Genomic DNA, 15,132 nt, shown 5'->3' on the forward strand with positions numbered 1-15,132 from the left:
GCCGATCCGGCGCGCTGGCTCAGGCGTAGGCGTCCAGCAATCCACGCTGGCGTAACACCACCGACGGAATTCCGACGGGCGGGCTGTCGTCCAGGCTGAGGCCGTTGCCGTCGCGGCCACCGCCATTGCGGTTGCCGGTCTGGCTCTGCTGTTGCTGGCCTACATCGGCCTGCCCGAGCTGGAAGCCGTTCTGCCCGAGCATGTCGCGCAGCCGCGGCAGGCTCTGTTCCAGCGCCTGGCGGGTGTCGGCATTGGCGGCGGTAAAGCTGGCGTTGACCTTGTCGCCGTCCAGATGCAGGCGCACCTCCACCGGACCCATCTCGTTCGGGGTGACCTTGATATGGGCGTGGCCGATTTTCTGGTCGGCCAGCCAGCTCAGGCGCGCGCCCATGGCGTCGTCGAAGCTGTCGCTGCCCAGGTCCGGAGTGGGGGTGGGCGAGGCGCTGAAGATCGGTGCCGCCTCCTGCAGGCGGTTGAGTCCCGGCGCGGTGGTGGTCGGCAGGACGAACGCCGGGGCATCCGGCGCGGCCGGAGCTGCGCTGTCGTCGGCGACCGGCTCCAGTGCCTTGGCGGCCATGCTCATCAGCGCGGCGGTCTGCGCATCGCCGCTCACTGCCGTGGTCGAGGTGGGCTTGGCGCCGGCAAGGGCGGCCGGCGCCAGCGCGCCCAGGGCGGGCAGGGCAGTCGTGGCCGTCGCGGTGGCGGCGGAGGCGGCTGCGTCGGTGGGCAATGCGGTCGCTGCGGGCGTGGCGCTGGCTGCGCCGGCCATGCTGGCGGTCAGCGCTGCGGCTGCGGCGGCCAGGACGTCGCCGCCCGGCAGCGCCTGGGCCAACAGGCCCATGCCGAAGCCGCCCAGGCCTTGCGGCGGCCAGCCGGCATCGGTGCTGGTGGCCGTTTCGGCGGCCGCGTCTTCGCTGGCAGCGGCGGCCTTGGCGGTCTTGCCGCTCTTGCCGGCGCCGGCGGCCGTGCTGCTGTCGGTGGTTGCCGGATCCTTGGTGGCGCTGGAGCTGGCGGGCTTGGCCTGGCCGTCCTGCGCACGCGGCCGCGCGGTGGCATCGCCGGCCGCGTCGTCGCGCGTGTCGTCGTCGCGCTGGGTGTCGGACTGCTTGGGCTTGGGCGCGGCCGGCTTGGCCGGCACGCGCTCGGGCGCCTGCGCGTGGCCGGGCGTATTGGCAGGATGGAGCATGCGCGCAAACTGGTCCTTGGCCGGGTCCTGCTCGGACGACGGGTCGCTGTAGCTGGACTTCTTGCCGTTACCGGCAAGCGCGCCGAGGCCGGCGGCGAAGGCGGACAGGGGGTTCATGCGGATTCTCCGTGAGTATCTTCGGCCCGCGCCAGGCGCGAGCGACGTGCGCCCAGATCGTCCATCTCGCGCTGGTCGCGGCGTTCGATCACCTTGTTCTCCTGGGCGCGGTAGCTGGCCGCCAGTTGCTCCAGCACCTGCTTCTCGCGGCTGGCCAGCAGCAGGCGGGTGCGCTCGGATTCGACCTTGGCGATGTTGCTCTGCACGGTCTGTGCCTGCTGCAGCACGGCGCTGTCGAGCCGGTCCAGAAAGGCGCGGCGGTTGCTCAGCGCTACCGCGCTGGTGCCGGCCATGTGGCTGTTGGCGTATTCCTCGGCGTAGCGGCGCAGTTCTTCCAGGCGCGACTGATGGGTCTCCAGGGTGCGCTGGCGCTCGGCCAGGTCGCGGGCGACCTTGTCTTCCTGTTCCTGGGCCCGCCGCAGCAGGGGATCGATTCGCTTGGACTGCATCATGGATTAGTTCTCTGGTTCCACCAGCTGCTGCAGTGCAGACAGGCTGTCGCTCAGCACCGAGGCCTTGTGCACGTCCTGGCCGAGGAATTCGACGATCTCCGGCCAGCGCGCCAACGCTTCGTCGGTGGCCGGGTCGCTGCCGCGCTGGTAGGCGCCGATGGCGATCAGGTCGCGGTTGGCGGTGTAGGCGGAGAGCAGCCGCTTGAGTTTGCGGATGCGCAGGCGCCACGGTTCGTCGGCGATGTCCTGCACCACACGGCTGACCGACGATTCCAGGTCGATGGCCGGGTACAGGCCGCTGTCGGCCACCCGACGCGAGAGCAGGATGTGGCCGTCCAGGATGGCGCGGGCGGCGTCGGCAATCGGGTCCTGCGGGTCGTCGCCTTCGGTCAGCACGGTGTAGAACGCAGTGATCGAACCGCGCCCCTTGGCGCCGTTGCCGGCACGTTCCACCAGCGCCGGCAATTTGGCGAACACCGACGGCGGATAGCCGCGGGTGGTCGGCGGCTCGCCCACCGACAGGCCGATCTCACGCTGCGCCTGCGCAAAGCGGGTCAGCGAATCCATCAGCAGCAACACGTTCAGGCCCTGGTCGCGGAACCATTCGGCAATGGCGGTGGCGCGGTAGGCGCCGTGCAGACGTGCCAACGGGGGGCGGTCGGCCGGGGCGGCTACGACCACGGCGCGGCGCAGGCCTTCTTCGCCCAGGGTGGTTTCGACGAAATCGCGCACTTCGCGGCCACGTTCGCCGATCAACCCGACCACGATCACGTCGGCCGAGGTGAAGCGGGTCATCATGCCCAGCAGCGTCGATTTACCGACGCCGGAGCCGGCGAACAGGCCCACGCGCTGGCCACGGCCGATCGGCAGCATGGCGTTGATGGCACGCACGCCGACGTCCAGCGAGGTGGTGATGGGTTCGCGCGCCAGCGGGTTGATCGACACGCCGGCCATGCCGACGCTGCCTTCGGCGCGGATCGGGCCCTTGCCGTCGAGCGGGGTGCCATCGCTGTCGATGACGCGGCCGAGCAGGCCTTCGCCCACTTCCACGCCGCCGCGGCGCCGCGAGGGCACCACGCGTGCGTTCGGCAGCAGGCCGTGGAGTTCGGCGCTGGGCATCAGGTAGGTGCGTTCGCCGGCAAAGCCGACCACTTCGGCATCCACCCAGCCGCCATCCACTTCGACCTTGCAGGTCGCGCCCATCGGCGCTTCGCAACCGGTGGCTTCCAGGGTCAGGCCGACCGCGCGGCGCAGGATGCCTTCGCGGATCAGGGTGCGGCCGGCGGTGGGCTCCAGGCCGAGCGCGCCCAGGCGGGTGGCCAGGCGCAGATTGCGTGCATCCAGCCAATCGGCCGGGGTGGCGCCGAACAGGGCGCTCACAGGCCCGCTCCGGATTTGCGCATGACTGTCTCCAGCGCGGCTCGCAGGCGCGCATCCAGGGTGCCATCGACGCGCACGCTTTCGGCATGCACGCGCAGGTCGCCGCGGCTCAGGCTCATGTCCGGGGCCACGCGGGTGGTGCTGCTGGGCGCCAGATGCGGCAGCAACGCGGTGATGTCGTCCGGGTGCAGGCGCACCTCGACCTCGCGGCCGGCACCGCCCACCGCATCGACCGCCTCACCGACCAGGTCGGCCAGCAACTGCGGTTCCACCTGGTAAGCGCGCCCGACCAACTGGCCGGCGATGCGCACGGCCAGCTCGCCGAGCGCGCCGACCACCTCGTTTTCCAGCCGCGCCAGCGGGCGGGTGAAGTTGTCCAGGATGCCGTCGATCTGCGCGGTGAGACGGCGCACCTCGGACTGGCCCTGGGCAAAGCCTTCGGCATGTCCGCGCGCGAAACCTTCCTGCTGGGCGGCGTCCTCGATGGCCTGGATCTCTTCCAGGGTCGGCGGGCGCAGCACCGGCTCGAGCATGGCCGGTTCGTCGTACTCCGGCTCCGGCAGGGCCGGGGCCATGTGCAGGTCGGGGGCCAGCCAGCGGGTGACCACGTCGTTCATACCATGGCCTCCGCACCGGCACCGCCGAGGCTGATGGCGCCCTCGTCAGCCAGGCGGCGGACGATGGTGAGGATTTCCTTCTGCGCCGCTTCCACGTCGGCCAGGCGCACCGGGCCGCGCGCTTCCATGTCCTCGATCAGGATCTCGGCGGCGCGCTGGGACATGTTGCGGGTGATCTTTTCGCGCACCTTGGTGTCGGCGCCGCGCAGGGCCAGGCCCAGGCGCTCGCCGGAGACTTCGCGCAGCAGCGTCTGCAGGCCGCGGTCGTCTAGGTCCACCAGGTTGTCGAACACGAACATCAGGTCCTGGATCTTGCCGGCCAGGTCGGCATCGATCTTGCCGATCTCGCCCAGCACGCCCTGGTCGGCGCCGGTGTCCAGGAAGTTGAGGATGTTGGCCGCCACCTTGATGCCGCCCACGTTGGACGACTTGAGGTTCTGGTTGCCGGCAAACTGGCGCTCCATGATGTCGTTGAGCTCGCTCAGCGCGTTGGGCGGAATGCCGTCCAGGGTGGCGATGCGCAGCAGCACGTCGGCGCGGGTGCGCTCGGGCAGCAGCTTCAGCGCCTCGGCGGCCTGGTCGCTGTCCAGATGCGCCATCACGATGGCGATGATCTGCGGGTGTTCGTTGCGCACCAGGTCGGCGACCGCGCGCGGGTCCATCCACTTCAGGGTGTCCAGGCCGGTGGTGTTGCGGCCGAGCAGGATGCGGTCGATCAGGCCACCGGCCTTGTCGGCGCCCAGCGCCTGGATCAGCACGTTGCGGATGTAGTCGTCGGCGCCCACGCCCAGCGAGGTCTTGCCCGCCAGTTCGCCGTTGAAGTCGTCCATCACCTTTTCGACCTGATCGCGCGAGATGCCGGTCATGGTGGCCATGGCGATGCCGATCTTCTGCACCTCCTTGGGGTCCATGTGCTTGAGCACCTCGGCCGCATCGCTCTCACCCAGCGACAGCAACAGCACTGCGGCGCGCTGCACGCCGGTCATCGGTGGTGTATCAGGCTTCACTGGCGACCCATCCCTTCACGACTTGTGCGACACGTTTTGAATCGGCTTTGACTGCCTCGCGAGCCACGCGCATGCGCTCTTCGTAGGCGTCTGGCAGAGCGATCGGGGTCTTCTTGTCCTGACCGATCTGCGCGGTGTCTTCTTCCAGGCGGGGCATCAGGTCGTCGTCTTCGTCGACCATCCGCACGTCGGCGCTCTGTGGAGTGCCATCCTTGCCAGCCTTGGCTTGCTTGTCCTTGACCGCGGTCACGCCAGTGAGCTGACGCAGGGTGGGGCGCACCACACCGAACAGCAGCGCCAGCACCACCACCGCACCGACCAGCAGGCGCAGACCGTTCTGCACGCGCGGGTCTTCCCACCACTTCGGGCCTTCCTCGCCCGCCACCGCTTCCCGCACGAACGGGGCGTTCATCACCGACACCGTGTCGCCACGTGCCGCGTCGAAGCCCACTGCCTGCTTGACCAGGCCTTCGATGCGGGTGAGCTCGGCAGCGGTAAGCGGCTGCTCCACCATCTTGCCCTTGGCACCGGGGCGCGGCACGTTGTCCAGCAGCACCGCCACCGACACCCGCTTGATGCGGCCGGCCGGCTGGCGGGTGTGTTGCAAGGTTCGGTCCAATTCGTAGTTGCGGGTGGCGCTCTTGGAACTTTCGGTCGGCGCGGCGGGTGCGGCGGCCTGGCCGTTGGCGGCCGCTGGAGCCCCGGGGGCGCCTGCGACGGCCGGTGCCGGCGGCTGGCCCGGGCTGTTGCTGGTGGCGCCCGGAGGGCCCTGCGGGCCGGTGGCGCTGGTGCTGGTGTCGCTGACCTGCTCGCTGCGCAGCTTGGCCGGCTCGCCGTTGTAGAGCTCGCGGGCTTCTTCCACCACCGAGAAGTCCATGTCCACGCTGACTTCCGGGTTGACCCGGCCCGGGCCGGTCATCGGCTCGAGCAGCTCGCGGATGCGCTGGTTGTAGGAGCTTTCCTGGCGGCGCACCTGTTCGAACTGGGCGGCGTGCTGGGCAGCGTCGCTATTGGGGTCGGCGATGGAGAGCATGCGCCCGCTCTGGTCGACCACGGTCACGCGCTCGGGGGTCATGTCCGGAATGCTGGAGGCCACCAGATTGACGATGGCATCGACCTGGTTGCGCTCCAGGCCCTGGCCGCCGCGCAGTTCCAGCACCACCGAGGCGCTGGCCACATCGCGCTGGCGGGTGAAGGCGCTGGGCTTGGGAATGGCCAGGTGCACACGCGCCTCGCGCACCGGGCGCAGGGTGCCGATGGTGCGCGAGAGTTCGGTTTCCAGCGCATGCTGGTAACGGGCGTTTTCCACGAACTGGCTGACGCCGAAGCCCGGGTCCTTTTCCATCAGCTCGAAGCCGCCGCCGGTTTCCTTGCCGGTCAGGCCGGAGCCGGCCAGCTTCAGGCGCGCGTCGTACAGGCGATCCTGCGGCACCGAGATCGCGCCGGTGCCCTGGTCGATCTTGAACGGGATCTGCGCGGTGCGCAGCAGGTCGGCAGCTTCCGCGTTGCCCTTCTCATCCAGGCCGGTGTACAGCGCCTGGTAGCCGGGCTTCTGCGACCAGAAGAACACCGCCAGACCGGCCGCGACCGCCAGGGCGATCATCGCCATCATGGTCAGCTTGCGGGTGATCTGCAGGCTGCGGACACGGTCGAACCATTGCCCCGCCTTCTCGGCGTTCTGGTTCATGTTTTCTTTGCTGATCGCGAGAGCCATGTGTCGTCAACCTTTACAGCGGCATGTTCATGACGTCCTGGTAAGCCTGGACGAGACGGTTGCGGACTTCCACGGTGGCGCGGAAGGCCACCTGGGACTGCTGGGAAGCGACCATGACCCGTGCCAGATCGGCACTGGGGTCGCCCATTTCGAATGCTTTGGACAGCGCGCCGGCCTTCTGCTGGGCCTCGTTGACGCCGCCGATGGCGCCGCGCAAGGTCTCGCTGAAGCTCGGTGCCTGGGTGGCCGGTGTTCCCTGTGCGCCGGCCAGCCCCTGGATCTGATTGCCACGCGCCGCATCGCCCACCGCGCCCATGGGGCCTTGGCCCATCTGCGTCTGGTAGCTGCGGATCTGCGAAAGAATCGAGGTAACGGAGTCGCTCATGGGTGCGGTCAGCCAGGGAGGCATCCACATCGATGCAAGCGGCGTGCCGAAATCGCGCCGGGATTCCGGCGCGGGTATGTTCCTGTCGCGGCTGGGGCGTTCGGGGCGCAGCGTGATTGCCCCCATCCGCCCTTCGGGCACCTTCCCCCGCAAGCGGGAGAAGGGGAGTGATGGATAGTCAGTTGCAGTGCAACCAACAGATCACGCGCAGCCCGGCTGTCCTTCTCCCGTCAGCGGGAGAAGGTGGCGCGCAGCGCCGGATGAGGGCAACACCATCAATGGCAACGCGGCTCAAACGGGGCGATGCGCGGCGCTGGAGTGAACACATGCCCCCATCCGCCCTTCGGGCACCTTCCCCCGCAAGCGGGAGAAGGGAACCGCTAGGCGACCAGTCGCAGTGCAACCAACAGATCACACGCAGCCCGGCTGTCCTTCTCCCGCCAGCGGGAGAAGGTGGCGCGCAGCGCCGGATGAGGGCAACACCATCAATGGCAACGCGGCTCAAACGGGGCGATGCGCGGCGCTGGAGTGAACACATGCCCCCATCCGCCCTTCGGGCACCTTCCCCCGCAAGCGGGAGAAGGGAACCGCTAGGCGACCAGTCGCAGTGCAACCAACAGATCACACGCAGCCCGGCTGTCCTTCTCCCGCCAGCGGGAGAAGGTGGCGCGCAGCGCCGGATGAGGGCAACACCATCAATGGCAACGCGGCTCAAACGGGGCGATGCGCGGCGCTGGAGTGAACACATGCCCCCATCCGCCCTTCGGGCACCTTCCCCCGCAAGCGGGAGAAGGGAACCGCTAGGCGACCAGTCGCAGTGCAACCAACAGATCACACGCAGCCCGGCTGTCCTTCTCCCGCCAGCGGGAGAAGGTGGCGCGCAGCGCCGGATGAGGGCAACACCATCAATGGCAACGCGGCTCAAACGGGGCGATGCGCGGCGCTGGAGTGAACACATGCCCCCATCCGCCTTCCGGGCACCTGCCCCGCAAGCGGGAGAAGGAATCGGTAGGCGACCTCGCAGCGCAACCAACAGATCACACGCAGCCCGGCTGTCCTTCTCCCGCCAGCGGGAGAAGGTGGCGCGCAGCGCCGGATGAGGGCGGCTGCAAACGGAAAAACACCCAAGCAGTACGCGCGGGCGCTAGTCGGGCAACCACGCGGCTCGCCAGGTGTCCAGATTGCTGCCGCTCAGCATCCAGTCGCGCCGCACCACCTCACGCAGGGCCACTCCCTTGGCGCGCGTCGCAGCCGGATCGGCCAGATGCTCGCGGATGGCGCCGATCCAGTCGCGGTAGCGGTTCTTCACCAGCGTCACCGGCAGGCTGCCCTGGTAGCAGCGCACGTCGCTGGCGATCACCGGATAACCGCAGGCGCCGTACTCCAGCAGGCGCAGATTGCTCTTGCATTCGTTGAACAGGTTCTGCTCCACCGGCGCCAGCGCCAGATCCAGGTCCAGCGCCGCCAATGCGGCGGGGTAGTGATCGATCTGCACACCCGGCTGGAACTGGTGGATGTGCTGGCTCAGCGCGAACGGGTACATGCCCATGAAGACCCATTCCACCTCGCCGGCGAGCTCTTTCACGACGTCGGCAATCAGTTCCAGATCGCCGGTGTGGCTGGCGCCGCCAGCCCAGCCGACGCGCGGCTTGCCGCCGTGGCGCACTGGCTGCTCCGGCAGCGACTCCCACCAATGGGGTGGCAGGCGGTTTTCCGCCACGCGAATATCGCTGTGCAGCCCGGCAAACGCCTCCGCCAGGGCAGGGGTGGAGACCACGAAGCGGTCCACCATGCCCAGCCCGCGCCGCACCGTCTTCAGGATGTCCTTGGGCATCTGCGCGCGGTGCGCGTTCTTCAGCGGCAGATTGGGCAGGTAATCGTCCAACTCGTAGACCTTGAAGGCGCGCGACAGCGCCTTCATTCGCCGCATCGCGTCCAGCCGAGCCTCGCCGACCTGGCGCTGCAGGATCACCACGTCAGGATCCTGACGCGCCAGTTCGGCGATCTCCAGGTAGCCATTGAACAGCACACCCTCGGCCAGCCCGGCCTCGCGCAGGGCGCGCAACGGCTGGATCACCCGGTAATGCCCGCAGCCCTCGATATCGGCCGGCAGCGCCAATACGCGCGGCAGCGGCCGCCACGATTGCAACGGCCGCCAGCTGGCGCGCGGGTCGGCCAGCGCGAAGCCCGCGCCCGGGTCCAGCGAAAACCCGGGGTTGTAGGCCGGGTCGTTGGCCATCAGCGGCAGCCAACGCGCGTACATCGCCTCTTCCTCGAGGGCGGTGGCGGGTAGTGCGTCGGGTGGATCGATCAGCAACTGCGCGCGCGCGGCATAGACATTGAGGTAGCCGGCCTGCTGCAGTCGCAGGCATAGGTCGACATCGCTCCACTGCGCCAACGCAGGTTCCTGCGCAAAACCGCCCGCGTCCAGAAACAGCTGACGCGGCAGCATCAGGCATTCGCCACTGAGTGCGCTGTAGTTCTGGTCCAGTTGCAGACGCTGCAGATAGCCCGATTCGTCGAATGCCGCACCTTCGAACGCGCGCGCCACCGGTGCCCCCAGGCCCAGCAGCAGCCCGGCGTGATGCACGGTGCCATCGCCACGCAGCAGCTTGCCGGCGACTGTGCCGACCTCTGGCCGCAGCGCATGGTTGAGCAACTGATCGAGCCAATCGGCCTTCATCACCGCGGCGCCGGCAGACAGCCATAGCAGCACGTCCCCACGCGCGTGTTCGGCGGCCGCATTGCAGACCGCCTCGCGCGCTGGTTCGCCGGCAAAGCGCAGCACGCGGATCTGCTGCATGCCCAGCGCCTCGATGCCGGCAAGCCAGTCGCGCAGTTCCGGTTGGCTGCTGGCACGGTCCAGCAGCAACACCTCGTAATGCGGGTAGGCCGTGTTGGCCAGGACGCTTTCCAGGCAACGCTGCACCTGTGGCAGGCGGCCGTCGATCAGCACCAGAATGCTCACCAAGGGCTGCTGCGCGTGCCGGTAGTCCACTGCATGCCGGCCGGGACCGGCGCTGTGCACGCGCGCGTCCACATACCCGCGCGCGGCGAGGTGACGGGCGATGGCTTGCCGTTCGTCTTCGTCGTCCTGCGGCGGCGCGGCCGATGCAACCAGCAAGGGTTCGGCGATATGACGAATGCAGCCCAGCCCGTAGCGCTCGACCAGGCCCAGTTGGTAGCCCAGCTCGAATGCCGCAGCTGGTCCCGTGGGGAAGCCGCCATCGGCCAACAGCGTGCCGTGCCGGAACAACCAATGCCGCGACATGGTCGACGGCGCGCTCAGCAACACATCCAGATACAGCGCCGGCCGCAGCGCCAGCCCAAGCTGGCCGTGATCCAGAGCCACGACCTCGTCGGCGTAGATCGCCTGGCACTCGTCGGGCAAGGCGAGCATTTCCAGGGCCAGCATCAGCAGGCCGCTGGCCGTGAACAGGCTGCCGGCATCGACCAGCAGCACCCAATCGATCCCGTCCTGTGCGGCGATGACCCGATTGAGCGTTGCCGGCAAGCCGTGCCCGTCGATCAGCACGCCGCGCTCGCCAAGCCCGGCAACTTGCTGCGGTGCGCTGCTGATGACCCAGGTTTGATGCTGCCGATAGCAGGCCACCGCATCCAGACTGGCCCGAGTTGCCGCGACTGCTGCGGCATCGCCTTGGCGGTCGATCAGTAGTACCGCGATGCGCGGCCCGCCGGCATGCGCCTGCAGGCGGGCATCGATCAACCCGCGCTGCACATCGCTGGGATGGCGCACGCCCAGCCACGTCGCAGGCGACACCCGCTCGGCCATCCCGGCGCTTTGCATCAATGCATTGACCAGATCCACCGACTTGAACACCCGCGCCTTGTGCGGGCTGAGCGGTGCGACCCGCACCTGCCGGTTATCGCCAGTCTCGCGTCGCCAGCCGAGCTGACGGATGCCCTGACGCAGATCCTCGTGACCCTGGTCGCCGATGCCGGGCTGGTCGCGACCAGTCTGGCTGAACTGCGCGCTGGACACGCGGAAGTGCGTGAGCGGGCTGCCCAGAAACGCCAGGTTGCCGTGGCGCAGCAGCTTGACGTAGATCGCCAGATCGCCAACCCAGTCGATGGCCTTACCGTTCAACGCCATCAGCTCATTGCCGAGTGCCAACAGATCGGCACGCCGCGCGAGCACGCAGCTTGGCTCACCGATGAAATTGATGGTGTGGTCGGCAAGAAACGACACCAACTCCGGCCCGTCGATCAGCACGTCTTCGTCGAACGGAAAGCAGGTGGCCAGGATGTCCGGCAACGGCGCGCCATCCTCATCGATGCGCAACCGCCGCGACGATGCCATGGCAGTGCCCGGATTGCGCTCGATCGCCTGCACCAGTTGCGCAATGCAATCGGGCTCCAGCACATCGTCATCGTGCAGAAACTTGACGTACTCGCCCTGCGCCAACCCAATGCCTTTGACGGTGCTTGCGAGTTCGCCGAGCCGGGGCGTGTTGCGCTCGTAGCGGATCGGGAAGGGTGCAACCGCCAGCCGTGCCTCGAGCAACGCCGCAATCGCGCCATCTTCGTTGTCGTCGCAGATCACCAGCTCCAAGGCCGGGTAAGTCTGCGCGAGTACGCTGTCAAGCGTCCGCTCGAAGTAACGGGACTTGTAGGCCGGCATGACGATGCTGACGAGGGCAACTGAGCTCACGGGCGGTGGTCCAAGTTGATCATTCACGACTTAACCGATGCTGGAAGTGGCGACGGCGCGACTCGATCGATTACGCCGGCGGTGGGTATCGAGTGGGCCGAGAACCAATGCAATATGCATGCCGCTCCAAGCATCGTATGTCGCCGTCGGGAGGAATGGCTGCAATGGTATTGGGCCCCACATCGGTGACCATTCCCGTTCCGCCCCTGCATCAAACAGTGTGTCGTCAGTTCCCTGGATTCAGGCTGGGCCGCCTTGGAAGGAAGGTTGTGCGGGCGTCAGCCATCGCTCTATCTTCTCCAAAAAGTGTGCCTCCTGTGATTACTCCACCCAAGGGGGCGGTGCGACACCGGCGACGGGCGAGGCATACAAGACGAGGTCGTAATAGTGGCCAGGAGAGTGCTGGCGTAGTCGGAAGTGATAGCCATCCACCAATTTGTCCAGTTGCTCCACGATATCCAATAAATCCTGGGCGTAGTGGTAGACACAAATCGCCATGCGGGGGCGCTGGGTACGGATGAGGTGAGATGCGCCTTCCAGTGCTTTGGCTTCGAACCCTTCAATGTCCAACTTCAGTAGCGTCAGCTTTTCCAACTCGTCGTCCAGGCGTGTCGTCGCCACGGAGATTCCGCCATTCGGCGATACATGGCTGGAAACCGTGCCGGTCTCCTCAAAGCGCAGGGTCGCATGTTCGTTGGAGATGGCTTTTTTTATTGCCTTGAAGTTATGCGGGGGCAGGGGGAGGGAACTCGCGATGCCCTCCAATTTCTGGAAGTTGATGCTATCGGGTTCAAAGGCGGTGATGCTTTCGTACTGATAGCGGGAGGCTTCCAGAAACTTATGGACGATGGGCCCCTGGAAGGCACCGCCATCGCAGAAATGTTCACGCTGGCCCAACTGGAATGTGCTGGTATCGGCATATTCTGAAAAATACTCGTTGATCGGCGTGGCCCAGCAGTCTAACAACAGGCTGGAATCGTAGGTCAGGCGAAACAACAAGTTGCTGTAGAGCGTAAAGACGCTGAAATCGTCGTCCAGTCGATCAGCAAAACGCAGAAATTCATCCAAACGCAGAAGCGTCCGTTGACGGTATACCTGGGCAGGCTCGTAGACGGCGAGCAGCCCGCAGTGCGCAACGGCCAGGCAGGCATCGACCCTTTCAACACCTGCTTGCTCGCAAAGCATGCGGGCCAAGCCCGATTCTCCGGGGCTGTAAGAAAAATCGATGGCCAATGCTTGGGAATGCTGGGCCGCTTGTTCGATGAACTGGCGCGAACTCCAGCGCGGCACTCCATGGATAGTGTCGCTGTCGCTTGGCTGGTCATCAATGGCTGCAATGACGTGGCTGGGGCGCTGAACGATCTGCGGGCCATAAATATTGCCAAGGCCCGAGCGCGGTTGGATAAGAAAGAGGGGGCGCTGCTCGAAACCTGGGATCAGCGGATCCAATAAAGGTGCAATGCTCAGCTGCTCAATGCCTGCTCTGGTGCAGAGGTCATTTGCAAACGTTCGTCCGCGCGGGCTGCATGAGAAATCGATAGCGATCGCATTGGCATACTGTCCCACTTTGGAAATGAGCTCCTGACTGCTCCAGCGCGGCGCGCCATGAATGCGGTCAAGGTGGACGCTTTGGTCATCAATTGCGGCAACAACATGGCGTAGGTCTGCAACCACTCTGGGACCATGCACCACGCCGATGTAGGACTCGGGAGCGACGAGGAAGACAGGGCGGTTGGCGATGGCGGGTAGGCGTGCAATGACCTCCGCGAGTGCAGGACGCTCTTGCTCCGCAATACGTAGAATTCGTTGGCGAAGCTGCTCATTTCTTGAATTCATGAACGTCATGTCCCGTAGGTATGGATGGGGGCGTCGTAGCGGACGTCGAAATAGGTCTTGGCAGGCACGTCCTCGCCGTAGACACGTGGCCAGCCGAGTTCGCAGTTTCGTCCCACCTTGACGCCCCCGCGCACGATGGCGCCAGTGCGCAAGATGCTATTGCCGCCGATCTCGACGCCCGCGCCGATCTGCACCCCATTCTCGATCCAGCAGGAAGATTTGACGCGGCATTCCGGCCCGAGGTGCGCTCCGGCATGGATGACGGTGTTGTAGTCGATCCTGCACCGGTGCCCGACGACGGCATGGGCACCTACGAATGCGTTGAGACCGATTACTGTGTCAGCGGCAATGGCTGCGCTAGCGTGGATGAAGGGCTCCAGCTTGAAGCCACGTTCCATCGCCGCCTGCATCAGCTCCATGCGCTTGAAGTTGCCGAAGCGCTCGTCGTACGCCACGAACATGGCGCCATCGGTGGCATTCAGTCCATCCAGCACGCCAAGATCGAACTCGTGTCCTGCATCCTGTGGCACGTCGATCCTGATGACCATCTCGTCCTGACGCGCCTGCTTCCAGGCATGAAAGGCGAGATCGAGGTAGTCGCTGCTGCCGATGATCCACCTAGATCTCATGTTCGGTTTCCATCAGCAGCGTGTACCAGCGTTCGACCAGGCGATTCATGGATTCATAGGCGCCCTGGGTGGGCAGAGGCGCGTTTGTGTGCAATGCCGCCTGTACCCGCTCCATGATGTCTACGTCTTCGCCCACCACCACCTTGCTGCCGTGCATCTGTGCCAGTAGCACTTGGCTGGAAGAACTGTAAGCCTGTTTCTTGCGTGCGCTAAACCAATGGATTTCCAGGTCGGTCCGGTCCGGTGCGACGGGGATGTGGTGTTCCAGCGTGAAAGAATAGCCGCCGTTGGAACTAGCGATATGCATGTTCGGGAAGGCCAACCAGTTAAAGTAGGCATCCTGCTCGCCCCAGCGCTCCACCTTATCGTGCCAGCCAAAGTGCTGAAGGTTGGGTATGGGTGCTTCCGGGCCGCCGAAACTGAAGCGACGCATTTCTCGCCTCAAGGCTGCGGGCGAGCTATCTTGCAACGCTTCAGTGGACTCCCTAGCTTGCTCTTCGTTTACCTCGGCAACGAAGCTGACGCTCTTGGCCAAGGTCTTGGGGTGGACGAAGCGCGGGTGATTGGCATCCCGAAGATTTTCGTAAGCGAGTTTCCAGTTGTATCGGCCACTCCAGGTGGTCACCATCACCTCAGTGTCATAGGCGTTGGAACTACCTTCCAGCAAGTTGATGAAGTCTGCCGAAAACTGCTCCTCGATGGGCAACGGGTTGGGATCGAGGTTGACGAACAGCAGGTTGCCGATGGTGCGAAGCGAAAATTCGCGCAGCTTCAAGCTGTCCTTTTCACGACTGTCCAGCCGATAGATCGCTTCGCAGTCCGGGATGTTCTTCACCTTGCCTTGTTCGTCGTAACTCCAAGCGTGGTAGGGGCAGACCAACGGCCGGCAACCGATAGCACCGGTTTGAATCAGTGCACTGCGGTGGAGGCAGACGTTCTCGAACGCACGAATTTGGCCGTGGAAGTTCTGGATCACCAGGGGAATGCCCGCGATCTTGCGGGTGATGAAACAGTTGTTCTCCTGCAACAGTGTCTTGAGCCCTGCAAACAGCCAAACCCGACGGAAGATCTTGCGCTGCTCGCGCTCAAAGATCTCCTGCGACAAGTAATACTTGGGGTGCATCCGGGAGCGCATGG

11 protein-coding genes are annotated in these 15,132 nt (G+C 65.9%); all 11 read right to left on the minus strand.

Annotation, left to right across the window (positions count from 1 at the left end; translation table 11 throughout):
* Positions 1-19: 19 nt before the first annotated feature.
* The 11 genes from XnspCFBP7698_RS00115 to XnspCFBP7698_RS00165 all read right to left on the minus strand — a co-directional run bounded on the left by XnspCFBP7698_RS00115 (position 20) and on the right by XnspCFBP7698_RS00165 (position 15,130).
* Entirely contained in the window at positions 20-1,303 is a 1,284-nt protein-coding gene (locus XnspCFBP7698_RS00115; RefSeq protein WP_104580593.1) for a flagellar hook-length control protein FliK, read from the minus strand.
* A complete protein-coding gene (fliJ, locus tag XnspCFBP7698_RS00120; RefSeq protein ID WP_039407767.1) occupies positions 1,300-1,755 on the minus strand; it encodes a flagellar export protein FliJ in 456 nt (151 codons plus the stop codon). The genes XnspCFBP7698_RS00115 and fliJ overlap by 4 nt, the downstream gene beginning before the upstream one ends.
* Before the next feature lie 3 nt (positions 1,756-1,758).
* Positions 1,759-3,135 (minus strand): FliI/YscN family ATPase, encoded by a 1,377-nt coding sequence (locus XnspCFBP7698_RS00125; RefSeq protein WP_039407763.1) that lies wholly within the window; start codon positions 3,133-3,135, stop codon positions 1,759-1,761.
* Positions 3,132-3,752, minus strand: coding sequence for a FliH/SctL family protein (locus tag XnspCFBP7698_RS00130; RefSeq protein ID WP_039407761.1), 621 nt, complete (start codon positions 3,750-3,752; stop codon positions 3,132-3,134). The genes XnspCFBP7698_RS00125 and XnspCFBP7698_RS00130 overlap by 4 nt, the downstream gene beginning before the upstream one ends.
* Positions 3,749-4,738 carry a flagellar motor switch protein FliG gene (gene fliG / locus XnspCFBP7698_RS00135; protein ID WP_039407758.1) on the minus strand — a complete coding sequence of 330 codons (990 nt, stop codon included), beginning with the start codon at positions 4,736-4,738 and terminating at the stop codon, positions 3,749-3,751. Before fliG ends, XnspCFBP7698_RS00130 begins: the two co-directional genes overlap by 4 nt.
* Positions 4,739-4,748: 10 nt before the next feature.
* Positions 4,749-6,473 (minus strand): flagellar basal-body MS-ring/collar protein FliF, encoded by a 1,725-nt coding sequence (gene fliF, locus XnspCFBP7698_RS00140; protein WP_104580594.1) that lies wholly within the window; start codon positions 6,471-6,473, stop codon positions 4,749-4,751.
* 13 nt (positions 6,474-6,486) lie between these two features.
* A complete protein-coding gene (fliE, locus tag XnspCFBP7698_RS00145; protein WP_010373676.1) occupies positions 6,487-6,858 on the minus strand; it encodes a flagellar hook-basal body complex protein FliE in 372 nt (123 codons plus the stop codon).
* A 1,144-nt stretch (positions 6,859-8,002) separates the two neighbouring features.
* Positions 8,003-11,500: a glycosyltransferase gene (locus XnspCFBP7698_RS00150; RefSeq protein ID WP_104580595.1), complete on the minus strand. Its 3,498-nt coding sequence runs from the start codon at positions 11,498-11,500 to the stop codon at positions 8,003-8,005.
* 351 nt (positions 11,501-11,851) lie between these two features.
* A complete protein-coding gene (locus XnspCFBP7698_RS00155) occupies positions 11,852-13,375 on the minus strand; it encodes an FkbM family methyltransferase (protein ID WP_104580596.1) in 1,524 nt (507 codons plus the stop codon).
* Complete coding sequence (locus XnspCFBP7698_RS00160; RefSeq protein WP_104580597.1) at positions 13,372-13,995, minus strand: UDP-3-O-(3-hydroxymyristoyl)glucosamine N-acyltransferase; 624 nt, start codon at positions 13,993-13,995, stop codon at positions 13,372-13,374. The genes XnspCFBP7698_RS00155 and XnspCFBP7698_RS00160 overlap by 4 nt, the downstream gene beginning before the upstream one ends.
* A complete protein-coding gene (locus tag XnspCFBP7698_RS00165) occupies positions 13,985-15,130 on the minus strand; it encodes a Rieske 2Fe-2S domain-containing protein (protein ID WP_104580598.1) in 1,146 nt (381 codons plus the stop codon). Before XnspCFBP7698_RS00165 ends, XnspCFBP7698_RS00160 begins: the two co-directional genes overlap by 11 nt.
* Between the last annotated feature and the right edge of the window lie 2 nt (positions 15,131-15,132).

Origin of the sequence: Xanthomonas sp. CFBP 7698, assembly GCF_003600855.1 — a bacterium.
Taxonomy (GTDB): Bacteria; Pseudomonadota; Gammaproteobacteria; order Xanthomonadales; family Xanthomonadaceae; genus Xanthomonas; species Xanthomonas cannabis.

Bases quoted from the DNA above. Each gene is read 5' to 3' on its own strand.
- XnspCFBP7698_RS00115 (WP_104580593.1), bottom strand. From the start codon at position 1,303: ATGAACCCCCTGTCCGCCTTCGCCGCCGGCCTCGGCGCGCTTGCCGGT.
- fliJ (WP_039407767.1), bottom strand. From the start codon at position 1,755: ATGATGCAGTCCAAGCGAATCGATCCCCTGCTGCGGCGGGCCCAGGAA.
- XnspCFBP7698_RS00130 (WP_039407761.1), bottom strand. From the start codon at position 3,752: ATGAACGACGTGGTCACCCGCTGGCTGGCCCCCGACCTGCACATGGCC.
- fliG (WP_039407758.1), bottom strand. From the start codon at position 4,738: ATGACCGGCGTGCAGCGCGCCGCAGTGCTGTTGCTGTCGCTGGGTGAG.
- fliF (WP_104580594.1), bottom strand. From the start codon at position 6,473: ATGGCTCTCGCGATCAGCAAAGAAAACATGAACCAGAACGCCGAGAAG.
- fliE (WP_010373676.1), bottom strand. From the start codon at position 6,858: ATGAGCGACTCCGTTACCTCGATTCTTTCGCAGATCCGCAGCTACCAG.
- XnspCFBP7698_RS00150 (WP_104580595.1), bottom strand. From the start codon at position 11,500: ATGCCGGCCTACAAGTCCCGTTACTTCGAGCGGACGCTTGACAGCGTA.
- XnspCFBP7698_RS00155 (WP_104580596.1), bottom strand. From the start codon at position 13,375: ATGACGTTCATGAATTCAAGAAATGAGCAGCTTCGCCAACGAATTCTA.
- XnspCFBP7698_RS00160 (WP_104580597.1), bottom strand. From the start codon at position 13,995: ATGAGATCTAGGTGGATCATCGGCAGCAGCGACTACCTCGATCTCGCC.
- XnspCFBP7698_RS00165 (WP_104580598.1), bottom strand. From the start codon at position 15,130: ATGCGCTCCCGGATGCACCCCAAGTATTACTTGTCGCAGGAGATCTTT.